This window comes from Candidatus Krumholzibacteriia bacterium, assembly GCA_035649275.1.
In the GTDB taxonomy this organism is placed as follows: domain Bacteria; phylum Krumholzibacteriota; class Krumholzibacteriia.
Genome location: DASRJW010000120.1, coordinates 14,150 through 37,339 on the forward strand (window position 1 = coordinate 14,150; position 23,190 = coordinate 37,339).

At 69.4% G+C, this 23,190-nt stretch carries 16 protein-coding genes; 13 read left to right on the forward strand and 3 right to left on the reverse strand.

Annotated features, from left to right (window positions below; genetic code table 11):
- Positions 1-2: 2 nt before the first annotated feature.
- Both VFE28_12960 and VFE28_12965 read right to left on the reverse strand, forming a co-directional pair.
- Entirely contained in the window at positions 3-977 is a 975-nt protein-coding gene (locus VFE28_12960; protein HZM16904.1) for an aminoglycoside phosphotransferase family protein, read from the reverse strand.
- Positions 974-2,110 carry a class I SAM-dependent methyltransferase gene (locus VFE28_12965; protein ID HZM16905.1) on the reverse strand — a complete coding sequence of 379 codons (1,137 nt, stop codon included), beginning with the start codon at positions 2,108-2,110 and terminating at the stop codon, positions 974-976. Before VFE28_12965 ends, VFE28_12960 begins: the two co-directional genes overlap by 4 nt.
- A gap of 257 nt (positions 2,111-2,367) precedes the next feature.
- On the opposite strand from VFE28_12965, the gene VFE28_12970 reads away from it, so the two are divergent.
- The 5 genes from VFE28_12970 (at position 2,368) to VFE28_12990 (ending at position 13,332) form a co-directional block, all read left to right on the forward strand.
- Positions 2,368-3,258: a hypothetical protein gene (locus VFE28_12970; protein ID HZM16906.1), complete on the forward strand. Its 891-nt coding sequence runs from the start codon at positions 2,368-2,370 to the stop codon at positions 3,256-3,258.
- Positions 3,258-4,364 carry a DUF4384 domain-containing protein gene (locus VFE28_12975; GenBank protein ID HZM16907.1) on the forward strand — a complete coding sequence of 369 codons (1,107 nt, stop codon included), beginning with the start codon at positions 3,258-3,260 and terminating at the stop codon, positions 4,362-4,364. The genes VFE28_12970 and VFE28_12975 overlap by 1 nt, the downstream gene beginning before the upstream one ends.
- 233 nt (positions 4,365-4,597) lie before the next feature.
- On the forward strand, positions 4,598-7,927 hold the full coding sequence (locus VFE28_12980; protein ID HZM16908.1) for a hypothetical protein: 3,330 nt from the start codon (positions 4,598-4,600) through the stop codon (positions 7,925-7,927).
- A 207-nt stretch (positions 7,928-8,134) separates the two neighbouring features.
- The gene (locus VFE28_12985; protein HZM16909.1) at positions 8,135-9,094 is read left to right on the forward strand and encodes a PorV/PorQ family protein; all 960 of its coding nucleotides are present in this window, start codon (positions 8,135-8,137) and stop codon (positions 9,092-9,094) included.
- A gap of 14 nt (positions 9,095-9,108) precedes the next feature.
- Positions 9,109-13,332, forward strand: a complete 4,224-nt coding sequence (locus tag VFE28_12990) for a S8 family serine peptidase (GenBank protein ID HZM16910.1) — start codon at positions 9,109-9,111, stop codon at positions 13,330-13,332.
- Between the two features lie 54 nt (positions 13,333-13,386).
- Here the strand turns inward: VFE28_12990 and VFE28_12995 are convergent, their stop codons facing one another.
- Positions 13,387-14,121, reverse strand: a complete 735-nt coding sequence (locus VFE28_12995; GenBank protein HZM16911.1) for a UDP-2,3-diacylglucosamine diphosphatase — start codon at positions 14,119-14,121, stop codon at positions 13,387-13,389.
- A 314-nt stretch (positions 14,122-14,435) separates the two neighbouring features.
- Here VFE28_12995 and VFE28_13000 point away from each other — a divergent pair, with 314 nt between their 5' ends.
- From VFE28_13000 to hisS, 8 genes are all read left to right on the forward strand, one after another.
- Positions 14,436-15,899 (forward strand): trypsin-like peptidase domain-containing protein, encoded by a 1,464-nt coding sequence (locus tag VFE28_13000; protein HZM16912.1) that lies wholly within the window; start codon positions 14,436-14,438, stop codon positions 15,897-15,899.
- A gap of 144 nt (positions 15,900-16,043) precedes the next feature.
- Positions 16,044-16,904 (forward strand): RNA polymerase sigma factor RpoD/SigA, encoded by an 861-nt coding sequence (locus tag VFE28_13005; protein HZM16913.1) that lies wholly within the window; start codon positions 16,044-16,046, stop codon positions 16,902-16,904.
- A 451-nt stretch (positions 16,905-17,355) separates the two neighbouring features.
- Entirely contained in the window at positions 17,356-18,303 is a 948-nt protein-coding gene (locus VFE28_13010; GenBank protein ID HZM16914.1) for a M23 family metallopeptidase, read from the forward strand.
- Between the two features lie 174 nt (positions 18,304-18,477).
- Positions 18,478-19,521 carry an N-acetylmuramoyl-L-alanine amidase gene (locus VFE28_13015; protein HZM16915.1) on the forward strand — a complete coding sequence of 348 codons (1,044 nt, stop codon included), beginning with the start codon at positions 18,478-18,480 and terminating at the stop codon, positions 19,519-19,521.
- Between the two features lie 122 nt (positions 19,522-19,643).
- A complete protein-coding gene (locus VFE28_13020; GenBank protein ID HZM16916.1) occupies positions 19,644-20,288 on the forward strand; it encodes a hypothetical protein in 645 nt (214 codons plus the stop codon).
- Entirely contained in the window at positions 20,288-21,289 is a 1,002-nt protein-coding gene (locus tag VFE28_13025) for a hypothetical protein (protein ID HZM16917.1), read from the forward strand. Before VFE28_13020 ends, VFE28_13025 begins: the two co-directional genes overlap by 1 nt.
- A gap of 47 nt (positions 21,290-21,336) precedes the next feature.
- Complete coding sequence (locus VFE28_13030) at positions 21,337-21,708, forward strand: VanZ family protein (GenBank protein HZM16918.1); 372 nt, start codon at positions 21,337-21,339, stop codon at positions 21,706-21,708.
- Positions 21,709-21,776: 68 nt separating this feature from the next.
- Positions 21,777-23,060 carry a histidine--tRNA ligase gene (gene hisS / locus VFE28_13035; protein ID HZM16919.1) on the forward strand — a complete coding sequence of 428 codons (1,284 nt, stop codon included), beginning with the start codon at positions 21,777-21,779 and terminating at the stop codon, positions 23,058-23,060.
- Positions 23,061-23,190: the final 130 nt, after the last annotated feature.

A 23,190-nucleotide genomic window follows, 5' to 3' on the forward strand; every position in this document is an offset into this window, starting at 1 on the left:
CCTCACCGACCCGCCAGCTCCGCCTGCAGGATGCGCGCGAACGCCAGCCCCATGGGCCGACGACCGGCGCGACGCGCGGTCCGGTGCAAGGCGAGGAGGGTGAAGAATCGTTCTGGCCGACCGAGGCCAAGGTCGATTCCCTGCGACTGCAACCGCAAGCGAGCAGTGCGGAGGGGCGCGAGGTCGTGCACGGCGCGGATCTCCCGCCACTCCGGCAGTCTCCCCCGACGCGCCGCCTGCACGGCGAAGCTGCACTCATAGGTGAGCACATCGAGGAAAATGGGCGCGCGTTCCGTCGCCAGCGTCCAGTCCACCACCCCAGAGAGAGCACGGCCGCGGAAGAGGACGTTGCCTGGGAAGTAGTCGCCGTGGGCACACCCCGCCGGCCAGTGCGTCTGCCAGTGCGGCTCGAGCCGGGCTTCGAGTTGTTGGCGCAAGGCCGCGTCCCAACCCACCTGAATCGCATCCTCCCAAAACGCGGCGAGCGCCTCGGTGCCGAGCCATGCCGCCGGCTGCAGGGGTGCCGACGGCAGCGCCGCCGCCAAGTCCAAGGCCCAATCCAGCGCTGCCTGCAGCCGGGCGCCACGACCGCCGGCGCCCCGGGCCCCCCAGGTGTTGTGGAGCTCGACTTCTCCGGGAAGCGCGGTCATGAGCAGGAAAGCGCAGTCGTTGATCCGTCCCTGATGCAAGAGCCGCGGCACCCGCCGGGCCAGTGCCTCCGGCAGGACTTGCCCGAGGCGCCGCAGCTGCTCGCCTTCGCCTTCCAACCAAGCATTGCCCTCGGGGTCACGGGCCACCTTGGCGACCGCGAGCGGCCACCGCCCGTGGGCGGGGAAAGCGAGGAGGAGGAGCGCCGACTCCTTCTCTGGGTATTCCTCCATGCCGAGCTTCAGCCAGTGGACAGACGATGGCGGCGGTGTCGCAGGATCGAGCAGCGACCAATGGCCGCGCAGGTGTTGCTCCAGGAGCTGGATCATGCACCGTGCTCCGGAGTGCGGAGGATGAAGGCGTAGCAAGAAGTGATCTGCGCTTCCCAACCGGTGGCAGCCCCAAGGAGATGGGCGGCGCGCCGCAACGGGCCCAGTCCCCGGCGGGGCGAGCGCAGGCGTGACGTCAGGTAGAGAAATGGGCCGCTCTGCGCTAGGGGAACGAGCTGCATCGGGGCGTTGTAGCCCGGAACGACGGCATAGGCCTGCAGGTCCCGGAAGCCGCAACGGGCGAAGAGGCGGCGGTAACCGCGGAGTGAGTAGGTCCAGGTGCGATAGTCGCGCTCCGCCACGAAGGTGCGCGGCGAGTGCGCCGCACGCAGGCGCGTGTACGCCCGGGCCAGCCGGCGCGGCATCAAGCTGGTGAACCGCAGGCCTTGGTGGTCCGGCGTGCCGCGCCAGAACACACGCCCGTAGCGATTCTCGATGCCGACATAGAGCCAACCGCCCGGGCGGAGCAAGGCGTGCAGCTGGCGCAGGAAGGCCTCCTGCAACACGTCCGGTGCCCGCGGCCTCCTTCCCGGCGTCGGCTCCGGGTCCACGAGTCCGGCCCATTCCAAGACGCCGTTCACCGCCACCAGATCGAGGCTGCCGGGGCAGAGGGGCAGAGCGTGCAGATCGGCGCGCACGGGCACCAGGTTGGCGACACCGTCTTGCTGCTGGCGCAGGGCGATGAACTCCAGGCGCTCCGCCACGCGCTCCACCGCGTAGTGGCGCAGCACGTGCGGAGCCAGGCCGAAGCTCACCGCGCCCCAGCCGGCGCCGACGTCGAGGCTCACGGTGCGCTCCCGCTCCAGCGGTACGAGGACTCGCCAGTCGGCGCGGGAGGGATGCTGCACGTAGGGGAGGAGAGACGGCGGCTGCAAGTGCCGACGCAGCGCCTCCTGCCAGCCGGTGTGGCGCGCCGCCTCGAGGATCTGCCGCATCGAGGCGCGCTCGATTTCGCCCCAGTAGAGGGAGTCGTCGGCGAAGAGGAGAGCGCCGTCCGCGCCGCGACGCGCCGCCTGGCCGTGCTGCGCGCAGACGAGGTCTCGAGCGGTGGCACGCAGCGGCCCGCGACAGCGCGGGCAGGCGAGTTCGGGCGGCAGCTCCACGCGATGGTCGATGGTTCCCTGAGACGGCATCCTCCACACCTCGCTTCCGACCCGTGTCGGAAAGTAGACAACCCGTTTCAGCCAGACCACAACATTCGGCGCCACGCTGTGGGCCCGGGGCATTCTCGGCCGCCGCATGGCTCCGCCGTCGCTTTCCCTCCCTGGCATGGCCTATGCGCTCGTCGTCGTCGCGCGACCTCGGAGTCCCGGTCGCGCCCAGGTCACGTTCGAAGAAGCGTCTTGCATTCCGGCAACAACGCGGAGGCCGGAAGTCAGGGAGGCACAGGATGCGCACACTGCTCGCACTCGGCGTGCTCGGCCTGATCGCCACCGGCTGCTACGATTCCAGCCGGCGCGTGGTCGGCACCGACGATCTCACCGCGCCGGGAGAACCCCACGACCTCTGGTCCATCACCGGCGATGGCGAGGTCACCGTCTATTGGACGGCGCCGGGAGACTACGATCTCGCCGGCTTCTCCGTGTTCATCAGCCAGGATGACCACGACTACTATCGTCTCGGCGACGTCCCCGTGACGCAGCACCATCTCATCATCGGCGGCGAAACCTTGCCGGCCGGCGTGCCTTTCGCCTTCGTCAACGGCAACACCTATTTCCTTGGTGTCTCCGCCTTCGATACCTCGGGGAACGAGAGCGCCCTTACCGAGACTTCCACCACCTTCGACACGCCCCGCCCGGCGGGGAGCGTGCGCCTCTATCGCGCCGACGGTCCCATGCTCGAGCAGAGCGGTTACGACTTCTCGCGTTCGCCCTACGGCTACGCGATGAGCGCCACCAGTTTGTTCACCGACGTCTACTTCGCCGTCGTGAGCGGCATCCCGGTGTTACGGACGCCTCATCCCCAGGTGGTGGAGCTGCAGGACATGGGCTTTGTCGACTTCGACGACCCCAGCGTCAGCTGGTTCTCCGAGGCCGGTTGGAATCCGGTGGCGGAGGTGCCGCTGCGCCCGGGTCACGTGATCATGGTGCGCATCTGGGAAGAGACGCGGCCCGGCAACACCTTCGAGCCCTTCAATGTCGGCAAGCTCGCGGTCGTCGGGATGGACAGCGAATCGGTGCTCCTCGACTGGGCGTACCAGATCGATCCGAACAACTACGAGCTCAAGCCGCAGCCGCTCGGTCCTGCGGTTGACACGCCGGTGCAGCCGGAGGTCCAGTGATGCGCGGCTCCCGGCGCGGCAGCGCTCCCTCGACGGCGGCATGGAATCGAGGCGCGACGCGACAGGTCGCGAGCGGCGCGGCGGCGATCCTGCTCCTCCTCGGGAGTCAGGCGCGTGCCGACCACGAGGCGGACCTGAACCCATGGTACGACGGCGAGGTGCAGGTGCATCTCCGCCTCGAACGCGGCGAGGGCGCGGTCTACGCCCAGGGCGAGACGGTGCGCCTCGGCTTCAGCAGCGACGTCGACGCTTATCACCTCGTCTATGCCATCGACAGCGATGGTTTCGTGCGCCTGCTCTTCCCGCGCTGGTGGGAAGACGACGGCTGGGTTCCTGCAGGCATGGAGGTAGAGCTCGGGCCTCGGGATCTGGCCTGGCCGGCGTCACGCTGGGGGACGAGCGGCATCGTCTACGTCGAAGCGCTGGCGAGCCCCGAGCCCTTCGATTTCGCCGCTCTCGATCTGAGCCTCCGCGGTGACTGCGGCTCCTGGCGGTTGGACGGACATCCGTTCCGCATCGAGGGCGATCCCTTCTTGGCCTTCAACGACGTGCATCGCTTGCTGTTCCCGCACTGGGACGAAGCGACGTTCACCGCCGACTACAGCTACTTCTATGTGCAAGAGGTCCGCACGGCGCCGCGCTATCTCGGTTATGCCTACGAGCGCGTCTACCTGCCGCCGCCGGCTCCACGGTTCTCCGCCGGACTGCGCTTCGGCTGGAGCTGGGAGTTCGGTACCGGCTACTGCCGTCCGGTGTACAGCCGCTACTACGTCCCGGGCGTGCACGTCGTGTATCACCCGCTGCACCACTATCACCATGTGGTGTATGCAGAGCGTCCCTTCGCCGGGCCGGCGGCGGTGGTGCCAGCGGCAATGCCGCGGGCGACGTGGCTGCCCGATCGCACCCGGGAACGCGTTGCCCTCGAGCCGTCGCGGCAGCGGGAGCGCCGCGAGCGCGTGGAGTCGCCGCGCGGCGCTCGACGCGTCCCCGCCTCGGTGCGACGGGACCTGCGGCGCGGGCAAGAGAAAGCAGAACGGCGTCCGCTGCCGCCGGATCCGAAAGCGACGCAGAAGCGGACGAAGGTGCAGGCGAAGCAGCGCAACTGAGCCTCGCCGGGACGCCCCAGGGCGTCGACGCGCTGGGGCGACATGGGACTGCGGGAGTGCTGTGCCCGCTCCAGCGTGCGGCAGGGAACCCCGAGCTGACTCCGGTGCCGATCAGGGGCGGTGCCGCGAGAAGGCGAGGGGTTTCCTCCGTTCGCTGCCGTTGCACCGGCCCGCGCCCCTCCGTATCTTCTCGCTTGTCCGCACCCCTCTCCGACCGCAGCGTGGGAGCCCCTTTGCCGAGAGCCGCCCCAGCCTTCGTCCTCGCCCTCGGCTTCTGTCTCCTCTTTGCCGGTGCTCTGCACGCCGCCCCGCCGCTGCCGGGGAAGCGCGGCCGCACCACGCCGCCAGCCCACAGCGTGTCGCGTCAGAATCTTGCCGCCGCCATGGCGCGTCTGCAGGCGGGGAAAGCGCAGCGCCTCGCCACGGCGCCGGACACGCTCCGCCTCCTGGCGCTGCGGGTGGAGTTTCCCGACCTGCGCTTCGGCGATTCCCCGCCCGGCGAGCTGCACGATCGCTTCTACTACGAAGTGCAGTTCTCCCAGGTGCAGCAGTATTTCACCGCCGCTTCGTCGGGACGGACCACGGTGCGCGTCGACGTCCCCGACGGCGTGGCGCTGGCGGCGCAACCCCAGGATTTCTACGGCGACTACGCCGCCTACGACAGCCTCATGGTGCGGCTCAGCGGGGAAGCGGTGACTTTCTTCGACCCCAGCGTCGACTTCGCCGCCTATGACGCTTGCATCGTCCTTCACGCCGGCCCCGGCCAAGAATCGGACATCGCCGGCAACTCGCCCACCCAGATCTGGTCGGGGTTCATCGATGAGATCGCTTTCCGCGAAGTGCTCTCCACCCCGGACAGCGTGCAACTCGGCCATCCCACCGCCGATGGGGTGCTGGTGCGCGAGGCCATCGTGCTGCCCGAGTGGGAGGTGCAGGATCTGGAGGTGACCGGGGGCACACGCACCGGGGCCCTCGGAGTCTATGCCCACGAGATCGGCCAGAAGCTCGGCATGCTGCCCCTCTTCGACCCCGATCCCACCCCGATTCCCGATGCACAGGGTGTGGGCAACTTCTGCCTCATGGGCTACGGGCTGTGGGTGGCGAACGGTTTCATCCCCGCCTTGCCCTGCACCTTCAACCGCATGCTCGTCGGCTGGGTGGATCCGATCGACGTCGTGGGGGACGGCGAGTTCGTGCTCCGCGACCAAGAGACCGGACCGCCGGACTCCGTCGTGGCGAGGATCCCCGTCTCGGCGCGGGAGTATTTCCTGGTCAGCTACGTGCGCGAGGACGTGGATGGGCCTGTCGTGTGCGGCGACACGCTGCTGCCGCGCTTCTTCCATTTCGAGGACAAGAACGGCAACTGCGCCTTCGACTACGTCGACACCAACGGCGACGGCATCCTCTCCCCGGGCGATGCCATCGACACCTTCGCCGGCGCCGAGTGGGATTTCTTCCTCACCGATCTCGTGGGCCTCGACACAGCGGGCGACGGGGTCGGGCTCCTCGTCCTGCACGTGGACGAGCTGGCCATGCAGGAGGTGCTGAGCCAGGGCGGCACCAACGTGCAGAGCGATCCGCGCCGCAAGGGAGTGGACGTGGAGGAAGCCGACGGCATCGAGGATCTCGACCGTTTCCCGGACAACGTGCGCTCCTTCGGCAGCGCCGAGGACTATTTCGGTCGCACCCACCTCTTTGCACCCGAGACCCTTCCCAGCACAGCGACCACGATGGGCGCGCCGAGCGGTGTGTCCCTCGAGCTGCTGGCGTTGCCGGACTCGACGACGAGTGCCCTCGACCCGAGCTTCCCTCTGCCCGGGGCGCGAGCCCGCTTGCAAGTACGGCTCGATGTCACGACGCGACCGGAGGTGGCGCCGCACCCCGAGGCGCGTCGACTCTTGGACGGTGAATGCGGCGCCGACCTCGTGGCCTTGCCGCAGGCCGATGGCAGCAAGGCCCTCGTCGTTCCCGGAGAAGCGGGGAAGCTGTACCTGCTCGACCGGCGCCTCGACGATCTACCCGCCGCCGATGGCGATGCCTCGACACTGTTGCCCTGGGCCGCGCTGCCGCCGGAGCGGCAGGGCACCTGGGCCAGCGCCCCGGCGGTGGGGGACCTGGATGGCGACGGCGCGAGCGAAGTCGTTCTCGTGGCCACGACGGACACGCTGCCGGGCACGCACGTTTTCGCCTGGCACCGCGACGGCAGCGGCGCGGGCAACGATGCGCTCTTCCCGCCCCTCGTCACCACGCTCGCTGGCGCGCCGCGATCCCTCGCCTTGCTCGATCTCGGCGGGACGGCGGCGGCGGAGATTGTCGTCGCCACGGAAGACGCCGGCGGCGTGCACCTGTGGACCTCGCTCCCGCCGCCGGCTTGTCCGCAGCGTGTCGCGAGCCAAGTTCCGGGCGCTCGTCTCGGCGGCGGCCCGGTGGGCGTGCGCTGGCCGACGACGGCCTCGCCCCTAGGTCTCGCCTGGGTGGAGACGGATTCGCTGGCTGCGAGTGGGAAGCTGTTCTTCCAGGTGCCGTCGAGCTGCCCCGTCGTCGGAGTTCCGTCTCCGAGTACGTCGGTGTTGCCGCTGCCGGTGGCGCCGCCCTATCGGATGCTCGCTGGCGACCTGGACGGCGACGGCGACGACGAGATCCTCCTCGCCGATGCGGCGGGGACGCTGCTCCGCGCCACGCCGACCGCGAGCGGCGCCGCGGAGGTCACGGTCTTGGAGCGTCTCGGCGAGAGCCTGCAAACGCCGCTCGCCCTCGCCGATCTGGATGGCGACGGTTCGCAGGAGATCCTGGTGGCGAGCACGCGGGCCATGCATGTGCTCTCCTTCTCCGGCGCCGAGCGCGCCGGCTGGCCCAGCGTCTTCGCCCGCGATCCTTCCCTGGAGGCGGAGCCCGCACCGGGCGCGGGGGCGGGCACGCCTCTCGCGGCCGATCTCGACGGCGACGGCGCGGTGGAAGTGCTGCTGCATCTTCCCGGCGGGGCGCTGCTCGTCTGGGATGGGACCGGACAGCGCCGGCGCGAGCTCGAGGCAGCGCTGCCGGCGGCGCTGGCGGTGAGCCCGCTCCTGGCCGACCTGGATGGCGACGGCAGAGCCGAGCTGGCAGCGCTGGCGCGCTTCGCGCGTCTACGCGCCTGGGATCCGGCGCGGAAGGAAGTGTCCACGCAAACGGTGACGGACTGTGGTGTGTGGAGCTGGCCACAGCTGGGAGAAGTGGCGTGGGCGGAAGTCGGCGGCGGCAGCGGTCATGCCTTTCTCTCCCGCTTCGAGCGCGAGCTCTTGCCGCAGGGGAACGACGCCGCTCTTTCCAGCTTCGTGGTGGCGCCGAACCCGGCGACGGCGGAACTCCGGGCCCGGGTGGAGCTCACCGCTCCGGCGACCGCGTTCTGCGACCTCTACAACCTGGAGGGCGAACGGGTCCGCCGCCAGAGCCGCGCCGGGACGACGGGAGAGATCGTGGAGTTCCACCTCGATGTTTCAGCTCTGGCATCGGGCATCTATCTCGCAAGGATGGAGCTTTCGACCGGCGGCACCAGGGTGCTTCCAGTGGCGATCCGGCGCTGAGAGAGCGCCCGCTGGTCAGGCCGCGGGAGAGGCTCGATCCTGGCGTCCGGAAGCGTGTGGGGCGCAAGGGAGAGGGTCGTGGCGGTCGGGCGGGTTTTCCTTCACCCAGAGCGTTGGACGCTGGGGGCGCCAGACATTAAAATGAGCGCGGACCCACCGGGGTCCCCCTGCCCGACCGACTGCTCCCCGAGGAGGACGGTTCTGTTCATGCGTTCCTTTCCGCGCCCTAGTCGCGGCCGCCGGGCTCGGCTGCTCGCTGGCGCCTGGATCCTCTGCCTGGCCGCGTTGCCGGCCGCACTCCATGCCAGCGAGCCCGGCACCGCGGGCTTCCTGTCTCTCCGTCTCGGTACCGGTGCTCGCTTCGCCGGCATGGGGGACACCGGCGTCTCGCTCGCCTCCGACGCCACGGCGACCTACTGGAACCCGGCTGGTCTGGCGGCGGAAACCTCGACGAGCATCGCCTTGCAGCACAACGAATGGCTGGAGACGGTGCGGGTGGAATCGGCGTCGCTGGCGCACGCCACCCAGATCGGCGTCTTCGGCTTGCTCTTCTCCGGCCTGTACATGGACGACATCCAGCGCCGGACGATTCCGAGCAGCATCGACGAGGGCAGCTTCAACTTCTACGAAGTGGTGGTGCAGGGCGCGTACGGCCGCCGGCTGGGCAGCATCGCCAAGCTCGGCGCCATCGACGCCGGCCTCGGCGTCAAGGGCTTGTTCAGCGGTCTCGACGACGAGAAGGCCAGTGGCTGGGCCATGGATGTCGGCGCGCGACTGCACACCCGGATCGATGGCCTCACCTTCGCGGTGGCGGGGCAGCACCTGGGCCCGGAGATGTCCTTCATCCAGGACGGCTTCGAGTTGCCGGTGACGCTGCGCGCCGGCGGTGATTACCAGCGACACTTCGCCAACCAGCGCACCGATTTCGTGCTCGCCTACGATCTCGAGGTGGGGAACGACGACGATCCACGCAATCACTTCGGGGCCGAGATCACTTACATGGATCTCTTCAGCGTGCGCGGCGGCTGGAAGACCGGCTTCGACACCCAGAGCGGTTCCTTCGGCGTCGGCGTGCGCAAGGCGGGCTACCGCTTCGACTACGCTTTCACCGCCGTCAGCGCAGATCTCGGCAACGCGCACCGGTTCTCCCTCGCCATCGATCTGTAAGGAAGGACCACCGTTTGCGGCGGCCGCGGCTGTCCTCCTTCGGCCTCGTGCTCCTGGCCGTGGCCGGCGTTCCCGTCCCCGGGTGGGCCGAGCCGGTGGCGTGCGCGGTGCGGCTGGCGCCGGCGGCGCAAGCGCGACTCGGCAAGAGCCGGTCGCTTCCCGTCCTCTTCGCCGCCTTGCCGCAACCGCCGCTCGAGGCGCGGCCACTCCTCGCCGTGTCGCCCGCGACGACCTCGACCGGGGCCTCGAGCCCCGGGCCCGAGCTCTCCCATCCGCTCAACGCCTGGCAGGTGCTGCGCTTCGAAAGCGCCGCGGCACTGCAGGCGGCGCTGCCGGCGCTGCGCGCCCATTCCGATGTTCTCGAGGTCGAGCCGGTGCGGTCTCTGACGCTGGACGGCGCGATCGCCCAGCCCGCCGCTCCCGTCGCGCCCGCCGCGGTGCAGTCGGCGGAGGACGGCGAGATCCCGTGGAACGTGGAGCGCGTCGGCGCCCCGGCGGCGCTGGCCCTGGTGACGCCGGACACCACTCTGGTGGTGGCGGTCATCGACACCGGTGCCGACCTCTCGCACCCGGATCTCCAGCGGCGCTTGTGGCACAACGACGACGAGCCGGGGAACGCCAGTCCCGACGACGACGGGCGCGACCAGAATGGCGACGGCTTCGTCGAGGAATGGGAGAAGCAGGACGACGACGACAACGGCTACGTCGACGACACCTGGGGCTTCGACTTCACCGATGCACCCGGTCAGGGAGGATTCGGTGATGCCACGGTGCGCGACAACAATCCCTCCGACCAGAACGGCCATGGCACCCATGTGGCAGGCATCATCGCCGCCGATGGCAAGCTGCGCGGCGTGGCTCCCTTCGTCCGTCTCATGCCGGTGCGCGCCGCCTACAATCAGTTCTTCGGCGGGGCGCTGGAGACCGACGATGCCGCCGCAGCCATCGTCTATGCGGTGGACAACGGGGCTCGGGTCCTCAACCTCTCCTGGGGCGATCGCGAGGAGTCGAGCCTGGTGCGCGCGGCCATCGGCTACGCCGTGGCCCACGACGTCATCGTGGTGGCGGCGGTGGGCAACAACGGCAGCGAGGCGCCGCACTTCCCCTGCGGCGATCCGCGCGTCATCGGCGTCGCTGCCAGCAATCGGAGCGGCGCCCGCGCCTCCTTCTCCAACTACGGCGCCGCAGTGGGCGTCGAGCTCGCGGCGCCGGGGGAGGAGAGCGCCTTTCCCGGCGCCGGCATCCGCAGCCTGCTGCCCCTGGACTACGACGACGACGGGGTGAAGGACGGCATCGGCGAGCGCCGCGGTACCTCCATGGCGGCGCCCCACGTGGCGGGCCTCGCCGCCATCGTCCTCTGCCGCGCCGACAAGCCCGATGCGGTGCGGGCCCGGGCACTCCTCGTGGCGGCGGCGCGGCGCGCTCCAGGGGTGGATTGGACCGCTGCTCTCGGACACGGCGAGGCGGACGGGGTGGCCGCGGTGCAGAGCACCGACGATCTCATCGTCACGGTGCAGGCGGAAGAGCAAGAGCAGGATCGCTTCGCCCTCGTCGGCACGGTGCTGAGCGGCGACCTCCCGCGTCGTTCCCTCACCTTGATGCATCGACCCACGGGGGAGATGCGCACCGTCCTCGCCGCAGTTCCAGGGCAGGTGGTGGCGGACACCCTCGCCGCCGCCGCTCTCGGCGGCGCTCCTCCAGGTCTCTGGGAGTACACGCTCGCGGTGCAGACCGCCGACGGGCGCCGACGCGAGAGGCACGGGGTCTTGCAGCTCGATCGCACCGCTCCCGTCGTCGACACCTTGGCGGTGCAGGAAGGATGGCGCGCCGGCGAGCCGCGCTGGCTCGTGTCCGTGCACGCCGATGAGGCCGTCCGCTTGCGTGTGACCGCGGTCGGCGATTCTGTCCCGCTCCTCGCCGACGCCGGTTTCAGCGCCCGAGTGCAACTGGAAGAACCGGCCGTGCCGACCGCTGCGGACTGGATCGTGAGCGTGGAGAACGAAGCCGGTGGGCGGTTGGACCTTCCCGTGCCGCGTCCGCCCATGCTCTCACCCTGGCCGGGGGAGGCCGATCTGCCGGGCCCGCAAGGAGCGCTGTCCCTCCTGGACCTCGGCCCGTTCTCTCCCGAGACCTGGGGAATGTCGCCGGCCGGAGCGGTCGTCTGGGGGCGCGTCGAAGTCGGGTCGGGCCAGACGATGCAAGCGTACGCCGTGGTCGACGACCACTTCGTCCGAGTCTACGACACCGGTCGCGATGGTTTCCCGCGCAGTACCGCGGATGCCAACGGCGACGGCGCGGACGACCTGCTCTTCCAAGGACTCCCCGCCGACGGCCTGGGGATCACCTGGCTGGTGACGCGGTCACCAGGCGGCTTCCCCGATTCCGTTGCCGCCTCGTTGCGCGACCTCCGTGCCCTCGGCTTCTTCCAACTCGACGCCGATCCGGCCTTCGAAGCCATCCTTGCCCGCGACGACGCGCTCTATCTCTACGACGACGCGGCGGGACGGGCGCCGGCGTTGCTCCAGCGGTTGGACAACCCGGTGCAAACCGGCTTCAACGCCTGGGGCGCCGATGCGGTCGCAGGCGACCTCGACGGGGACGGCAGACTCGAGATCGCCTGCGGTGACGCCGAGGGCTTCGTCACCGTCTTCGAACGCGGAATAGATGGAATCTTCAGGCCGGAGCGACAGATCGATAGCGGCGGCACCTACGCCTATGACCTCACTGCGCTGCCCGAGGGCGGCTTCCTCGTCGGCTCCCAGCGCACCGTCGATCCCGCCGGCGATGGTTACCCCACGGCGGTGGTCGAATTCGTCAGCCACGGCAGCACGGTTCCGGGCCGTTATCCATTCCTGGCGCTGGAGAACTATCTAGATATCGGCAGCGCTCTGGCGCTGTCGCCGAGCGGCGCCGTGTGGCTCGCCCTGGTGGAGGGGCAGGATCTCTACCTGGCGCGAGGCGCGACGGAACCCAGAGGGCTCGTCCTGCGCGCCCCCATCGCCGCAGGTGAGGCGCCGATCGTCGCCGACCTGGATGCGGACGGCCGACTGGAGCTCGTGTTGCAGTTTCGGGGCTTTTCGGCGCTCTACCGCTTGCAGGAGGACATCCGGGGGCCGCGGCGCCTCCGCGCCGAATCCCTGGGTCCGGACCGCTTGCGCCTCACCTGGCTCCAGGACATGCCCGGTGAGGTGGTCGTCCGGCGCACGCCGCCATTCTCCGAGAGTTGGGTCGATCTGGGGAGGACGACGAGCAACACCTGGATCGATTCGATGCTCGTTCCCTTCGTGAAGTATTCCTACCGAGTCGTTGCCGTCCTGGGTGACAGCGTGGTGGGGGAGTCGAACGGCGTGGTCGCGCAAGCGCAACCGCTGCCCCGTCTCCTTGCGGTGCAAGTGCAGGGACCGACGGCGCTCCGCCTGCGAGCCAGCAATGCGCTCCACCCCTTGAGCCTCGTCCCGCATCGATTCCACTTGCAGGCGGGGGAGAAGCGTTTGCAGGTGCAGCAGCTCACCGTCGCCGAGGACGGCCGCGTCGTGGACCTGAGCCTGGACGCACCGCTGCCGTGCGGCCCCTTCGTGGTGCAAGTGGACAGCCTGCGCGACACGGAGTGGGGTCTGCTCGCCGGGCCGGCGAGCCGCATCGAAAGCAGCCACGAGTGCTCCGCACCGGCGTTCTTCGTCGTCGGTGTGGGACTCGGCAGCGCCAGCGGCGCCCTCGAGGTGGAGTGGAGCCGCGAACCGGACGACGTGGCCCTTGCGAACGCCAGCTACGACTTGTCCTGGAACGGTGCGCCCGTCCCCATCGACCGCGTCGAGCACCCCGATCCCGACCACACTCTCGTCTTCCTTCCCGCCGGGACGCCCTGGGTCGGACGCGGCATTCCGTATCTGCTGCGCATCGCCAGCTTGGTGCGGGCGCGCGCCGATGCTGCGCCCCTCACCGCCGCCGACACGGTGCATCGACTCTACGTGGCCGGGACCGGCGCCACGCAGGTGTTCCCGGTGCCGAACCCGGCGCGGGGCAGCGAGGTCGTCTTCGCCGAGGCCGCCGCGGACACGCGCATCCAGATCTACAACCTCGAGGGCGACCTGGTGCGGGAGCTGCGCGACCCGCTGGGAGGCGGCTTGCATTGGGATCTGCGCGCCGCCGACGGGAATCCGGTGGCGAGCGGCGTCTACGTCTACGTGGCCCGGGATGCCCGCGGCTCGAGCCGCGGGCGTCTCGCCGTCTTGCGTTGAGCTGGCCACGCCGCTGCCGAGGCCAGCACGAAGACATCAACCCCCTCGTCCGCCTCACGCACCGGTGTGCTCCCAGCGGCCGGGAGTGAAGACGCCACCCTGGAGACGCACGAAGGAGAAAAGGGTGAGCCAGTCACCGATGACGACGAGCTCGCCGCCCTCCAGGCGACGGTGCAGCTGGGTGTGCACGTGGCCGAGAACCAGAGCGTCGAAGCCGCGGGCGAAGGCCTGCCGCGCCGCCGTCTCGAGACGCCCCTCGTCCAGGTGCTGTTGCGAGGTGTGCCGGTGCGACCAGCGGTCGACGCGGCGCGCCAAGGCGTAGAGCGTATCGGGATGCAGCGTCCGCCCGAGCGCGATGGTGGCGGGATGGCGCACGACGCGCTTCAACATCTTGTAGCCGTGATCGCCCGGGCCGGCACCGTCGCCGTGGAGGACGAGAACGCGCCGGCCCTGGGTCGCGAGCTCCAACCCCTCCGGGTAGGTGTCGATCCCCAACTCGTCGCGGAAGAAGCGGCTGCGCCAGTAGTCGTGGTTTCCCGCTAGGTAGTCGATGCGCGTCCCCGAGCGCCGCAGGCGCGCCAGACCCTCGAGCACATCGAAATGGCCCTTCGGGAGCGTGCCTCCCAGGTCGAACCAGAACTGGAAGAGATCGCCGGCGATCACCAGCTGCTCGACGCCGTGCAGCGAGGCGAGGAAGTCGAGGAAGGAACGGCGCCGCTGGCGCTCTGCCGCATCCACCGGCAGCGCGAAGTGGGCGTCGGAAACGAAGACGACGCTGGGGCTCGCCATCCGCGGGACCTCCCGGCGCTCCTCGACCAGGACAGCCCCCGGACGCTATCAGGAGGGCTGCGGAGGGGCAACCGCACCGGGACGCGACGCTTCCGGCTCGGAAACGCAACGGGCAGGCGGGGAACAGAAGCCGGGCGGTGTCGTTGACAGTGTGCCGGAAGCGAACGTAGACTAGGGGCAGGTTCCTGGCAGTCTGCGGGGCCCCCAACCTCGCTTTGGTAGGGACAAAGGCGCCCGGAACCGTCGCATCCTTGCGACCAGCGGTCCCCACGAAAGGCAAGCGCCACTCCCGCCGCGTGGAGGCAGCGTTTCCCATGCGTTCCGCGTTCGCCGCGCTCTCCGTTCTCCTCCTGGTGGCACCCGGCGTGGCCGGGGCCCAGGCGCCGCCGGCACCGCGCTCCGATGCCGCCCGGCCGAAGGTGGAGACGAACGGCTACGGTCCGGTCGAGAGTGTCCACAGTCCCTTCACCCGTGTCGCCGAGATCGTGAGCCCAGCGGTGGTCTACGTCGAGGTGCGGCGCGGCGAGGTGCAGACCGGCCAGCGCGGTCCCTACGACGAGTTCTTCCGCGACTTCACCCCGCGCGGCGGCTGGCCGCCGCGGCCCACTTCGGGCTCCGGCTTCGTCATGGACAAGCGCGGCCACATCATGACGAACAACCACGTCATCGACGGGGCCGAGGAGCTGAACGTGACCTTCCTGAACGGCGAAAGCTACCCCTGCGCCATCGTCGGCCAGGATCCACGCACCGACATCGCGGTCATCCGCATCACCCAGCCGGCGCGGGACGGCCAACCGTTCCCGTCTCTCGTTCTCGGCGACAGCGACGAGATCCGCGTCGGCGACTGGGCCATCGCGGTGGGCAACCCCTTCGGCGAGCAGCTCGCCGGCACGGTGACCGTGGGTGTGATCAGCGCCAAGGGCCGGAGCGAACTCAGCATCATGGGCGCCGAGATCGATCTGCAGGACTTCATCCAGACCGACGCCTCCATCAACTTCGGCAACAGCGGCGGGCCGCTGGTGAACATCCGCGGCGAAGTGATCGGCATGAACAGCGCCCTCAACGCGCAGGGTCAGGGCATCGGCTTCGCCATCCCGGTGAACTTGGCGGCGGCGGTGGCCCAGCAGCTCATCGACACCGGGCGGGTGCGCCGGAGCTTCCTCGGCATCGTGCCGGTGGCGCTGACCCGTGCCGTGGCCGAGGGGAACGATTGGGACCTGGCCGGGGGCATCCTGGTGCAGAGCGTCACCGCCGATAGCCCGGCGGAGCGCGCCGGGCTCCGGGCCGACGACGTCATCGTCGAGTTCGAGGGCCGCCCGGTGAGCAACGCCGCCCAGTTCCGCCTCCTCGTGGCCGGGACGGAAGTGGGCAAGACGGTGCGGGTGAAGGTATTCCGCGGCGGCAAGTACTTGGAGCTCCAAGTCACCCTGAGCGAGATGCGAGACGAGACCGTGGGCCCCCCCGCCGCCCAGCAACCCTCGCTGGGCTGGCTCGGGCTGCGCGTCGAAGATGTGGCCTCGCCTTCCGTGCGGGAAAAGTACGGCCTGAGCGCGGACGAGAGCGGCGTCGTGATCACCGAGATCGAAGCCGGCAGCCCGGCCGCCGAGCAAGGCCTGCGACCGGGCGTCATGATCCTGGAGATCGTCAACCGGGAGATCCAAGGCATCGAAGACTACGGCGCCATACGCGCCGAGCTTCAGGACCGGCGCAAGCCGATCACTCTGAAGATCAAGGAGGGCGGCACCGTGCGCCACGTGGTCTTGCGACCCCGTTCCTGAGCACGGTTCCACCCGCAACCCGGTGGTTCCCCAAGCCGCCGGTCGACCATCCCCACCATGCACGCCGCCTGCGGGCGCCGTGAGACCTATCCCCCCACCCAGGTCTCACGGGGGTTTCACCATCCCCGGAGTCAAGGAGAGGTCATGTCGACTGGGCGTGTTCGTGGGGGGGACGTCGAAGGCAGCCTGGACATCTATCTGCGCGAGATCAACGCGACTTCATTGCTCTCCCGCGCGGAAGAAAAGGCCCTGGCGCAGCGGGTGGAAACAGGGGACGCGGCGGCGCTGGATCACCTGGTCCGGGCCAACTTGCGTTTCGTCGTCTCCATCGCCAAGCAGTACGCCAATCAAGGGCTGTCGCTGGAGGACCTGATCAACGAAGGCAACCTGGGGCTGATCAAGGCGGCCCAGCGTTTCGATCACCGGCGTGGCTTCAAGTTCATCTCTTACGCCGTGTGGTGGATCCGTCAGTCCATGCATCAGGCGCTGGCCGAGCAGTCCCGGGTCGTGCGCTTGCCGCTCAACCGCGCCGGCGCCCTGTACCGCATCGGCAAGGTGTCGCGGCAGATGCAGCAGGAGCTGGGACGCCCGCCGGACGAGGGAGAGATCGCCGCGCGCATGCGCTTGAGCCGCGAGGAGGTGCGGGAGACCTTGCGCGTGTCCCATCCCAGCCTCTCCCTCGACGAGGGCTTCGATGGCGAAGAAGATCCGAATTCGCTCCTTTCCTGCCTGGCGGACGAGTCGAGCGCCCGGCCGGACCAGGTGACCTTCGCCCGCACCCTGGGGCAGGATCTGCAGGCGGCGTTGCAGGAGCTGGAGCCGCGGGAGCAGAGAATTCTGCGCCTCTACTTCGGCCTCGACGGGATCGAGCCGCTGACCTTGGAGCAGATCGGTGCCACCATGGGGCTCACTCGCGAACGCATCCGGCAAATCAAGGAGAAGGCCCTGGACAAGCTGCGGGCCGGCCGCGTGGGGGAAGGACTTTTGGCGTACGTCGAGGAATGATCGGAAACGACGCACCCTCGTAAGGAACCGCTGGGGGAAACGACCCGCAGGCGCGCGGCGCCCCAAGGCGAATCCCCCGGCGGCACTCCGTCATGAGATCGTTCACCACCGCCCGAGGCTCGGCCAGTGGCGAACCTGGCCAAGTCTCTTCGTGCCCTCGCCCCTCCTGGAGCCAGTCTCTGGCCCCGGCTCCCGGCTCGCTCCCGCGAGCAAAACGCAAGTCGTTGCGACGTTTCTGCTTGAGGCAGGGCTGCGGTTCTCCAGACTGGACCCGTCCCGGCCTTTCCCCCCTTGGCGCGGAAAATGCCTTGACGAGCCGGAAGTCAGGCTTGCAAAGTCCTGACGGTTTACGCCGAGGTGGACGAACGTCCATTCCTAGGGCGGCGAGTGCGCAATCCTTGCCGGTGACGGCGGGTGAGCGGCCGCCGAATCACAGGGAGCAGTTCTCGACATGCGATGGCTGCGGCGCTGGCGCCCCACTCCCGGCAAGAAGCTCACCTTCTTGTACGTTCCCGACGACGATGACGTGCGCCAGTTCCGCGTACCCCAGGCGGCCTTCTATGCTGCCGCCGGTGTGCTGCTCCTCGGTCTCGGCTTGATCGGTTTCTTCGGCGTCCGCTACCTCGGGGCTCTGTCGGAAGGCCGCGAAATGCTGCGCCTCCACGGGGAGAACGAGGAACTGCGCGAGCGCTTGACGGTCATCGAAACCCAGCTCGCTTCCCTCGACGGAGCCATGGCGGAGGGACGGCAAGTGCAAGAGCGTCTGCGCCTCCTCGCCAGCCTCCAGCCCATCCACACCGACGTCTTCGATGCCGGCGTCGGCGGTCCCCTGGTGCTGGACGACAGCGGCACACTGCCCGAGCCATTGGACGAGAACCTGGACCAGGTGAGCGGCCGCATCTCGCAGATGCTGCGCCAGGCCAGCATCCAGCGCGAGAGCTACGACGAGATCCTGACGACGTTGCGCGCCAGGGAGCAGATCTGGGCCCGCACGCCTTCGGTCAGGCCGGTGCAGACTGGATTCATCACCGGCCGCTACGGCCGCCGCATGGATCCGTTCACCGGACAGGCAGCGATGCACCGCGGCATCGACATCGCGGCCCACCCCGGCGCAGCGGTGCGCGCCACTGCGGACGGCACCGTGACCCGCGCCGGTCTGTGGGGCGGCTACGGCCTCCTGGTGGAAGTCGACCATGGGGACGGCATCATCAGCCGCTACGCCCACTGCAGCAAGCTGCTGGTCGGCCCCGGGCAGCGCGTCCGGCGCGGCGACCGGATCGCCCGAGTCGGCAGCACGGGCAAGGCCACGGGGTCGCACGTGCACTACGAGGTCATGCAGAACGGCCTGCCTCAAGACCCCATGAAGTTCATCATCGAGACCGACGTCATCGTCGACTAGTCGGCTTTGCACGACGCCGAAGGACGAGCCAGGCAGCGCCGGTCGCCACGGCGGGTGGGTGCGGTGTCGGAAGCGATCCTCGCGGGCTCCTGTTCCAGACGTAGGCTCCTTCAGCTCCTTGCCAGCGTCCCTCTCCTGCTCCTTCTGCCCTCCGGTTTGGCGCGAGCAGCGCGCGTGCGCATCCTGCAGCTGCGCCACTGGCTCGAGGCCGCCGACGACAAGCGGCTCGTCCTGGACTTGGACAGCGAGGCGCGTTTCAGCGTGCGCGTCTTCGACACGCCACCCCAGGTGGTGTTGCAAGTGCACGGGGCGGAGCTGGCCGAGTCCCTGGATGAGACCTTTCCCGGCGACCCGGTGCTGCGCCGTGTCTACGCCCGCCCGACCGACGCTGGCGTGGAGATCGTGATCCAGTTCTCCCGCACCTCACAGGCCAGCGTTTTCCCGCAAGCTCCGAGCGGCGACCGGGGTCATCGCATCGTGGTGGACATCACGCCGCGGTTGAGCGACGACGAGCGTGCCGCGCGGGAAGCACAGGTGCGCGCGGTGCGCGAGAGTGGGGACCGCATCGTCGCCATCGATCCGGGTCACGGCGGCGAGGATCCCGGCACGGTGTACGGGAGGCTGCAGGAGAAGCACGTGGCCCTCGCCGTGGGGCGCCTGCTCCGGGACGAGCTCAACCGGCGGCAGGGATTGCGCGCCATCCTCACCCGCAGCAGCGACACCTTCATCCCCCTCGGCCGGCGCCAGAGCATCGCCCGCCAGTACGGCGCGCATTTGTTCGTCAGCCTGCACGTGAACTCCGCTCCCTCCAAGGCGCGCGGCGCGGAGGTGTTCTTCTCCTCCATCGAGGGCTCCGAGGACAAGGCGGCGCGGGAGCTCGTGGACCGGGAAAACGCCGCGGATCTCGTGGGCGGCGTGCCGCCAGAGCAGGTGAACGCCCCCATCGTCGACATCCTCATGGACATGACCCGCAACCAGACGATGAAGCTCAGCGAGGCGCTGGCGGAAATGTTGCTGGACCACCTGGGGCGGGTGGAGGGCGCCGCTCTCCGCGACGTCAAGCAAGGTCCTCTGGCCGTCCTCAAGTCCATCGATAAGCCGTCGGTGCTGGTGGAGCTGGGATTCATCACCAGCAGGGACGATCGAATCTTGCTGGTGCAAGCGCAGCGGGCCTACGCTGCCCGCCTCGCCGACGGCATCGCCGAATACCTCGGCTGAAATCTCGCCGCCGTGCTCCACCCTGGCCTGCGAGCTCAGGAGGGGCGCGTGCGCCCCTTGCCTTGCGGCAGGCGCCCAACGTGCATAGAATGCAAGTGAGTGCCTCCCCAAGGGATGGATCCATGCTGCCCAAAGGTCTGCAGGGTGCCGGTGGCGCCATGGCGCTGCTGCCGCTTCTCTGGGGTTCCTCCTCCGGGCAGAGCCACACCATCGGGGTGTTCTTCGACGACCGCGCCCAGGTGTGCGTGGCCGAGGTGCTGAATTTCGCTCCCGCCATCCGGGCCTACGTCTTCGCCATGGTTCCTGACGGCACCCTGCTGAACGGCGCCCTCCTCAGCATCGATGTGCCCGCCGGCTTCGTCATCAGCGACGAGAGGCCGCCTCACAGCGGCATCGGCCACATCGATGGCACTCTCACCGGCTCCAATGGTCTGAGCGTCATCCTGCAAAATTGCTTTCTTGCCGCGGGACCGGTGGAGCTGGTGAGCTTCGATCTCAAGCAGGTCGACAGGAACTTGCCTGAGGACTTCCGCGTCCCCGACGTGCGCCTGGAGATCAAGGGCGCCTCGGTGCCGGCGGATTCCCTGGTGTTCGAAAAGCCCCAGGTGAAGATCTGCGACCCCATCGATCCCATCAACGGCAAGCCCGAGCTGGTGGAAGCGATCCCGATCATCTCCACCATGAATTGCACCGCCGACTGCCCGTGCACCACCCCGGTGACGCCGACCACTTGGGGCCGAGTGAAGTGCCTGTTCCGGGGTCCGTGATGCGTCTGCCGGCACGGCTGCGCAACAACCTGGGTCTGAAGCTGCTCTCCCTCGCGCTGGCTCTCCTGCTCTGGTCCTTCGTCCACGGCGCCAAGGTCATCGAACGGGAGCAACGCATCCCGATCCATTACGTCAATCTGCCGGACAGTCTGATGCTCCTGGAGCGACCGCCGGCAGAGATGCGCGTGCTCGTTTCCGGTCCGGCCCAAGAGATGATCCTGCATGTCAACGTCATGGGCACCGTGGCGGCGAAAATCGATCTCTCCGCCGCCACCCCGAGCCTGGATCGCGTCGTCCCCAGCTTGACCGACATCGATCCCCCGGCGAGCGACCGCCTCGCGCTGGAGCGCATTCTTTCGCCCTCGGTGATCGCGCTGCGCCTGGCGCGTCGGGTCGAGCGCGAACTGCCGGTAGCGCTGTCGTGGAACGCCACCCCCACCGAGGGCTACTGCTTGGCTGATTCGCCACGGGTGGAGCCGCCCAGGGTGCTCTGCGTCGGACCCGAGCCCATCGTGGCCGGACTGCAGGCGGTGTTGACCCAGCCCCTGGCGCTTCCGGCCCGGCGCGGGCCGGCGACGCAGGAGGTCTCGCTCGCCCGGGCGGCGCCGCAGGTCGAGTGCGTTCCCGAGCGCGTGCGGGTGAGCTGGGTGGCCGAGCGCCGGCGCCTCCGCACCCTGTCCCAAGTGCCGCTCACGGTGGTGCCGCCCGCACGGGCCGGCTGGAACGTCGAACTCGAGGTGTCGCACGCCGTGCTGACCCTGGGGGGACCCGAGTCGCGCCTCAGCGCCCTCGCTGGCGCCGACATCGGACTCTTCCTCGACGCCAGCCGCCTCACCCCGGGTCATCACATCGAAGTGCCCGTGATCCCGCAGCTGCCACCTTGGATCGAGCTCGTCTCCCTCGAGCCCAGGGCAGTGAGCCTCACCGTGCGCGGGAGCGGCGGCTCGAGCCGGTCTGCCGCAGCCTCGTCGCGCCGGAGATCGGGCACGGATCTGCCTTGAAAGAACGCTCCCGCGCCGGTGCAGCCGACTCCAGACACGAGGGACGCATGCCGACTTTCCTGCGCTCGCGCTGGTTCCACCTCGCTCTCTGGCTCGGGGTGGTGTTTGGCCTTTCCTCCATCCCGGACCTGAAGCCCCCGGGTGCCGGCATCGCCGGAATCGACAAGCTCTTCCATGCCGGTGAGTACGCCGTTCTCGGGGCGCTCTGGGGCCGGGCCCGGCGCGGCGGGCGCTGGCCAGCGTTGCAGGGAGCTCTGGTCGGCCTCGTCGTGGGCAGCCTGGACGAACTCTCGCAGGGCCGCGTCCCGGGGCGAGAGAAGGATGTGCTCGATGCGGTTGCCGACCTTTTGGGGGCCACCTGCGGCTGTCTCGCCTGGTCGCTGTGGACGCGGCGGCGCCGAGATCCCATTCTCTCCTGAACGGCCGGGAAGCCTTGAGGGGCCGCACGCGGCCGGGAATGGACCCAGGGCCGCATTCAGCCGAGGCCATGATGCGATTCCAGCGCCAGCGCGGCACCCAGGACCTGTTGCCGGAGCAGGCAAGACACTGGCAGCACCTCGACGCGCAGGTGCGTCGCACTTTCGCCAGCTTCGACTATGGCGAGATCCGCACGCCCCTGTTCGAGGACACCCAGCTCTTCGTGCGCGGTGTGGGCGCCGACACGGACATCGTGCAGAAGGAGATGTACACCTTCCTCGATCGCAAAGGCCGCAGCCTCAGTCTGCGGCCGGAAGGAACGGCGGCGGTGGTGCGGGCTTACCTGGAGAACGGCATGGGACGTGAAGGCGGCGTGCGCCGGCTCTACTACCTCGGTCCCATGTACCGCTACGACCGGCCGCAAGCCGGTCGCTTCCGCGAGTTCTTCCAGCTGGGGGCCGAGGCCATCGGCAGCGCCGCGCCCGAGCAGGACCTGGAAATCGTCGATCTGATGATGACGGTGCTGCAGGAGCTCGGCCTCGAGGACCTGGAGGTGGAAATCAACAGTGTCGGCCACCCGGGCTGCCGTGCCGCCTACGAAACACTGCTGCGCCGGGCACTGGAAGCCGAGCAAGAGGCGCTCTGCCCCACCTGCCGCGAGCGCCACGTCCACAACCCGCTGCGGGTGTTCGACTGCAAGAACGAAGGCTGCCGGGCGGTGGCGCAGCGCTTGCCACTCTTGCGCCAGCACCTCTGCGAAGACTGCGCCGCGCATCACGCCGCCGTGCTCCGCGGCCTGGACCGGCTGCGCCTCCCGCACCGAGAGAACCCGCACATCGTCCGCGGGCTCGATTACTACACCCGCACCGCCTTCGAGGTGCACTATCCGCCGCTCGGGGCGCAGAGCGCCCTCGGCGGCGGCGGGCGCTACGATGGACTGGTGGAGGCGTGTGGCGGCCCGCCGACACCGGCGGTGGGGTTTTCCGCCGGCATCGAGCGTCTCCTCTTCGCCCTGGAGCAGACGCGGCCGCAGACCCTGCCGAGCCCCCGCGGCGCCCCGATCCAGGTGCTGCCCCAGGAAGAGTCCGCCCGTCTGGCGGCGTTGGAGCTGGCCCGGGAGCTGCGCCGCGCCGCGCCGACGGCGGTGGATCTGTCCGGACGGTCGCTCAAGGCACAGCTGAAGAGTGCCGACCGCGCCGGAGCACTGGTGGCGGTGATTCTCGGCGCCGAAGAAAGGGAGCGTGACGAAGTGGTGGTGCGCGATCTGGTGCAAGGGGCGCAGGCGTCGCATCGTCGCGAGCTGGCGCCCCAAGTCGTGGCGGCGCTCCTGGAGCAGAGCGGGGAGCGTCGATGAGCTGGCGCCGCACCCACACCTGTGGCGAGTTACGGCGGGAGCACGTGGGCCGGGAGATCGTTCTCAACGGCTGGGTGAACCGGCAGCGCGACCACGGCGGGCTCGCCTTCGTCGACCTGCGCGACCGCTA

Bases quoted from the DNA above. Each gene is read 5' to 3' on its own strand.
- VFE28_12960 (HZM16904.1), bottom strand. From the start codon at position 977: ATGATCCAGCTCCTGGAGCAACACCTGCGCGGCCATTGGTCGCTGCTC.
- VFE28_12965 (HZM16905.1), bottom strand. From the start codon at position 2,110: ATGCCGTCTCAGGGAACCATCGACCATCGCGTGGAGCTGCCGCCCGAA.
- VFE28_12970 (HZM16906.1), top strand. From the start codon at position 2,368: ATGCGCACACTGCTCGCACTCGGCGTGCTCGGCCTGATCGCCACCGGC.
- VFE28_12975 (HZM16907.1), top strand. From the start codon at position 3,258: ATGCGCGGCTCCCGGCGCGGCAGCGCTCCCTCGACGGCGGCATGGAAT.
- VFE28_12985 (HZM16909.1), top strand. From the start codon at position 8,135: ATGCGTTCCTTTCCGCGCCCTAGTCGCGGCCGCCGGGCTCGGCTGCTC.
- VFE28_12995 (HZM16911.1), bottom strand. From the start codon at position 14,121: ATGGCGAGCCCCAGCGTCGTCTTCGTTTCCGACGCCCACTTCGCGCTG.
- VFE28_13000 (HZM16912.1), top strand. From the start codon at position 14,436: ATGCGTTCCGCGTTCGCCGCGCTCTCCGTTCTCCTCCTGGTGGCACCC.
- VFE28_13005 (HZM16913.1), top strand. From the start codon at position 16,044: ATGTCGACTGGGCGTGTTCGTGGGGGGGACGTCGAAGGCAGCCTGGAC.
- VFE28_13010 (HZM16914.1), top strand. From the start codon at position 17,356: ATGCGATGGCTGCGGCGCTGGCGCCCCACTCCCGGCAAGAAGCTCACC.
- VFE28_13020 (HZM16916.1), top strand. From the start codon at position 19,644: ATGCTGCCCAAAGGTCTGCAGGGTGCCGGTGGCGCCATGGCGCTGCTG.
- VFE28_13025 (HZM16917.1), top strand. From the start codon at position 20,288: ATGCGTCTGCCGGCACGGCTGCGCAACAACCTGGGTCTGAAGCTGCTC.
- VFE28_13030 (HZM16918.1), top strand. From the start codon at position 21,337: ATGCCGACTTTCCTGCGCTCGCGCTGGTTCCACCTCGCTCTCTGGCTC.
- hisS (HZM16919.1), top strand. From the start codon at position 21,777: ATGATGCGATTCCAGCGCCAGCGCGGCACCCAGGACCTGTTGCCGGAG.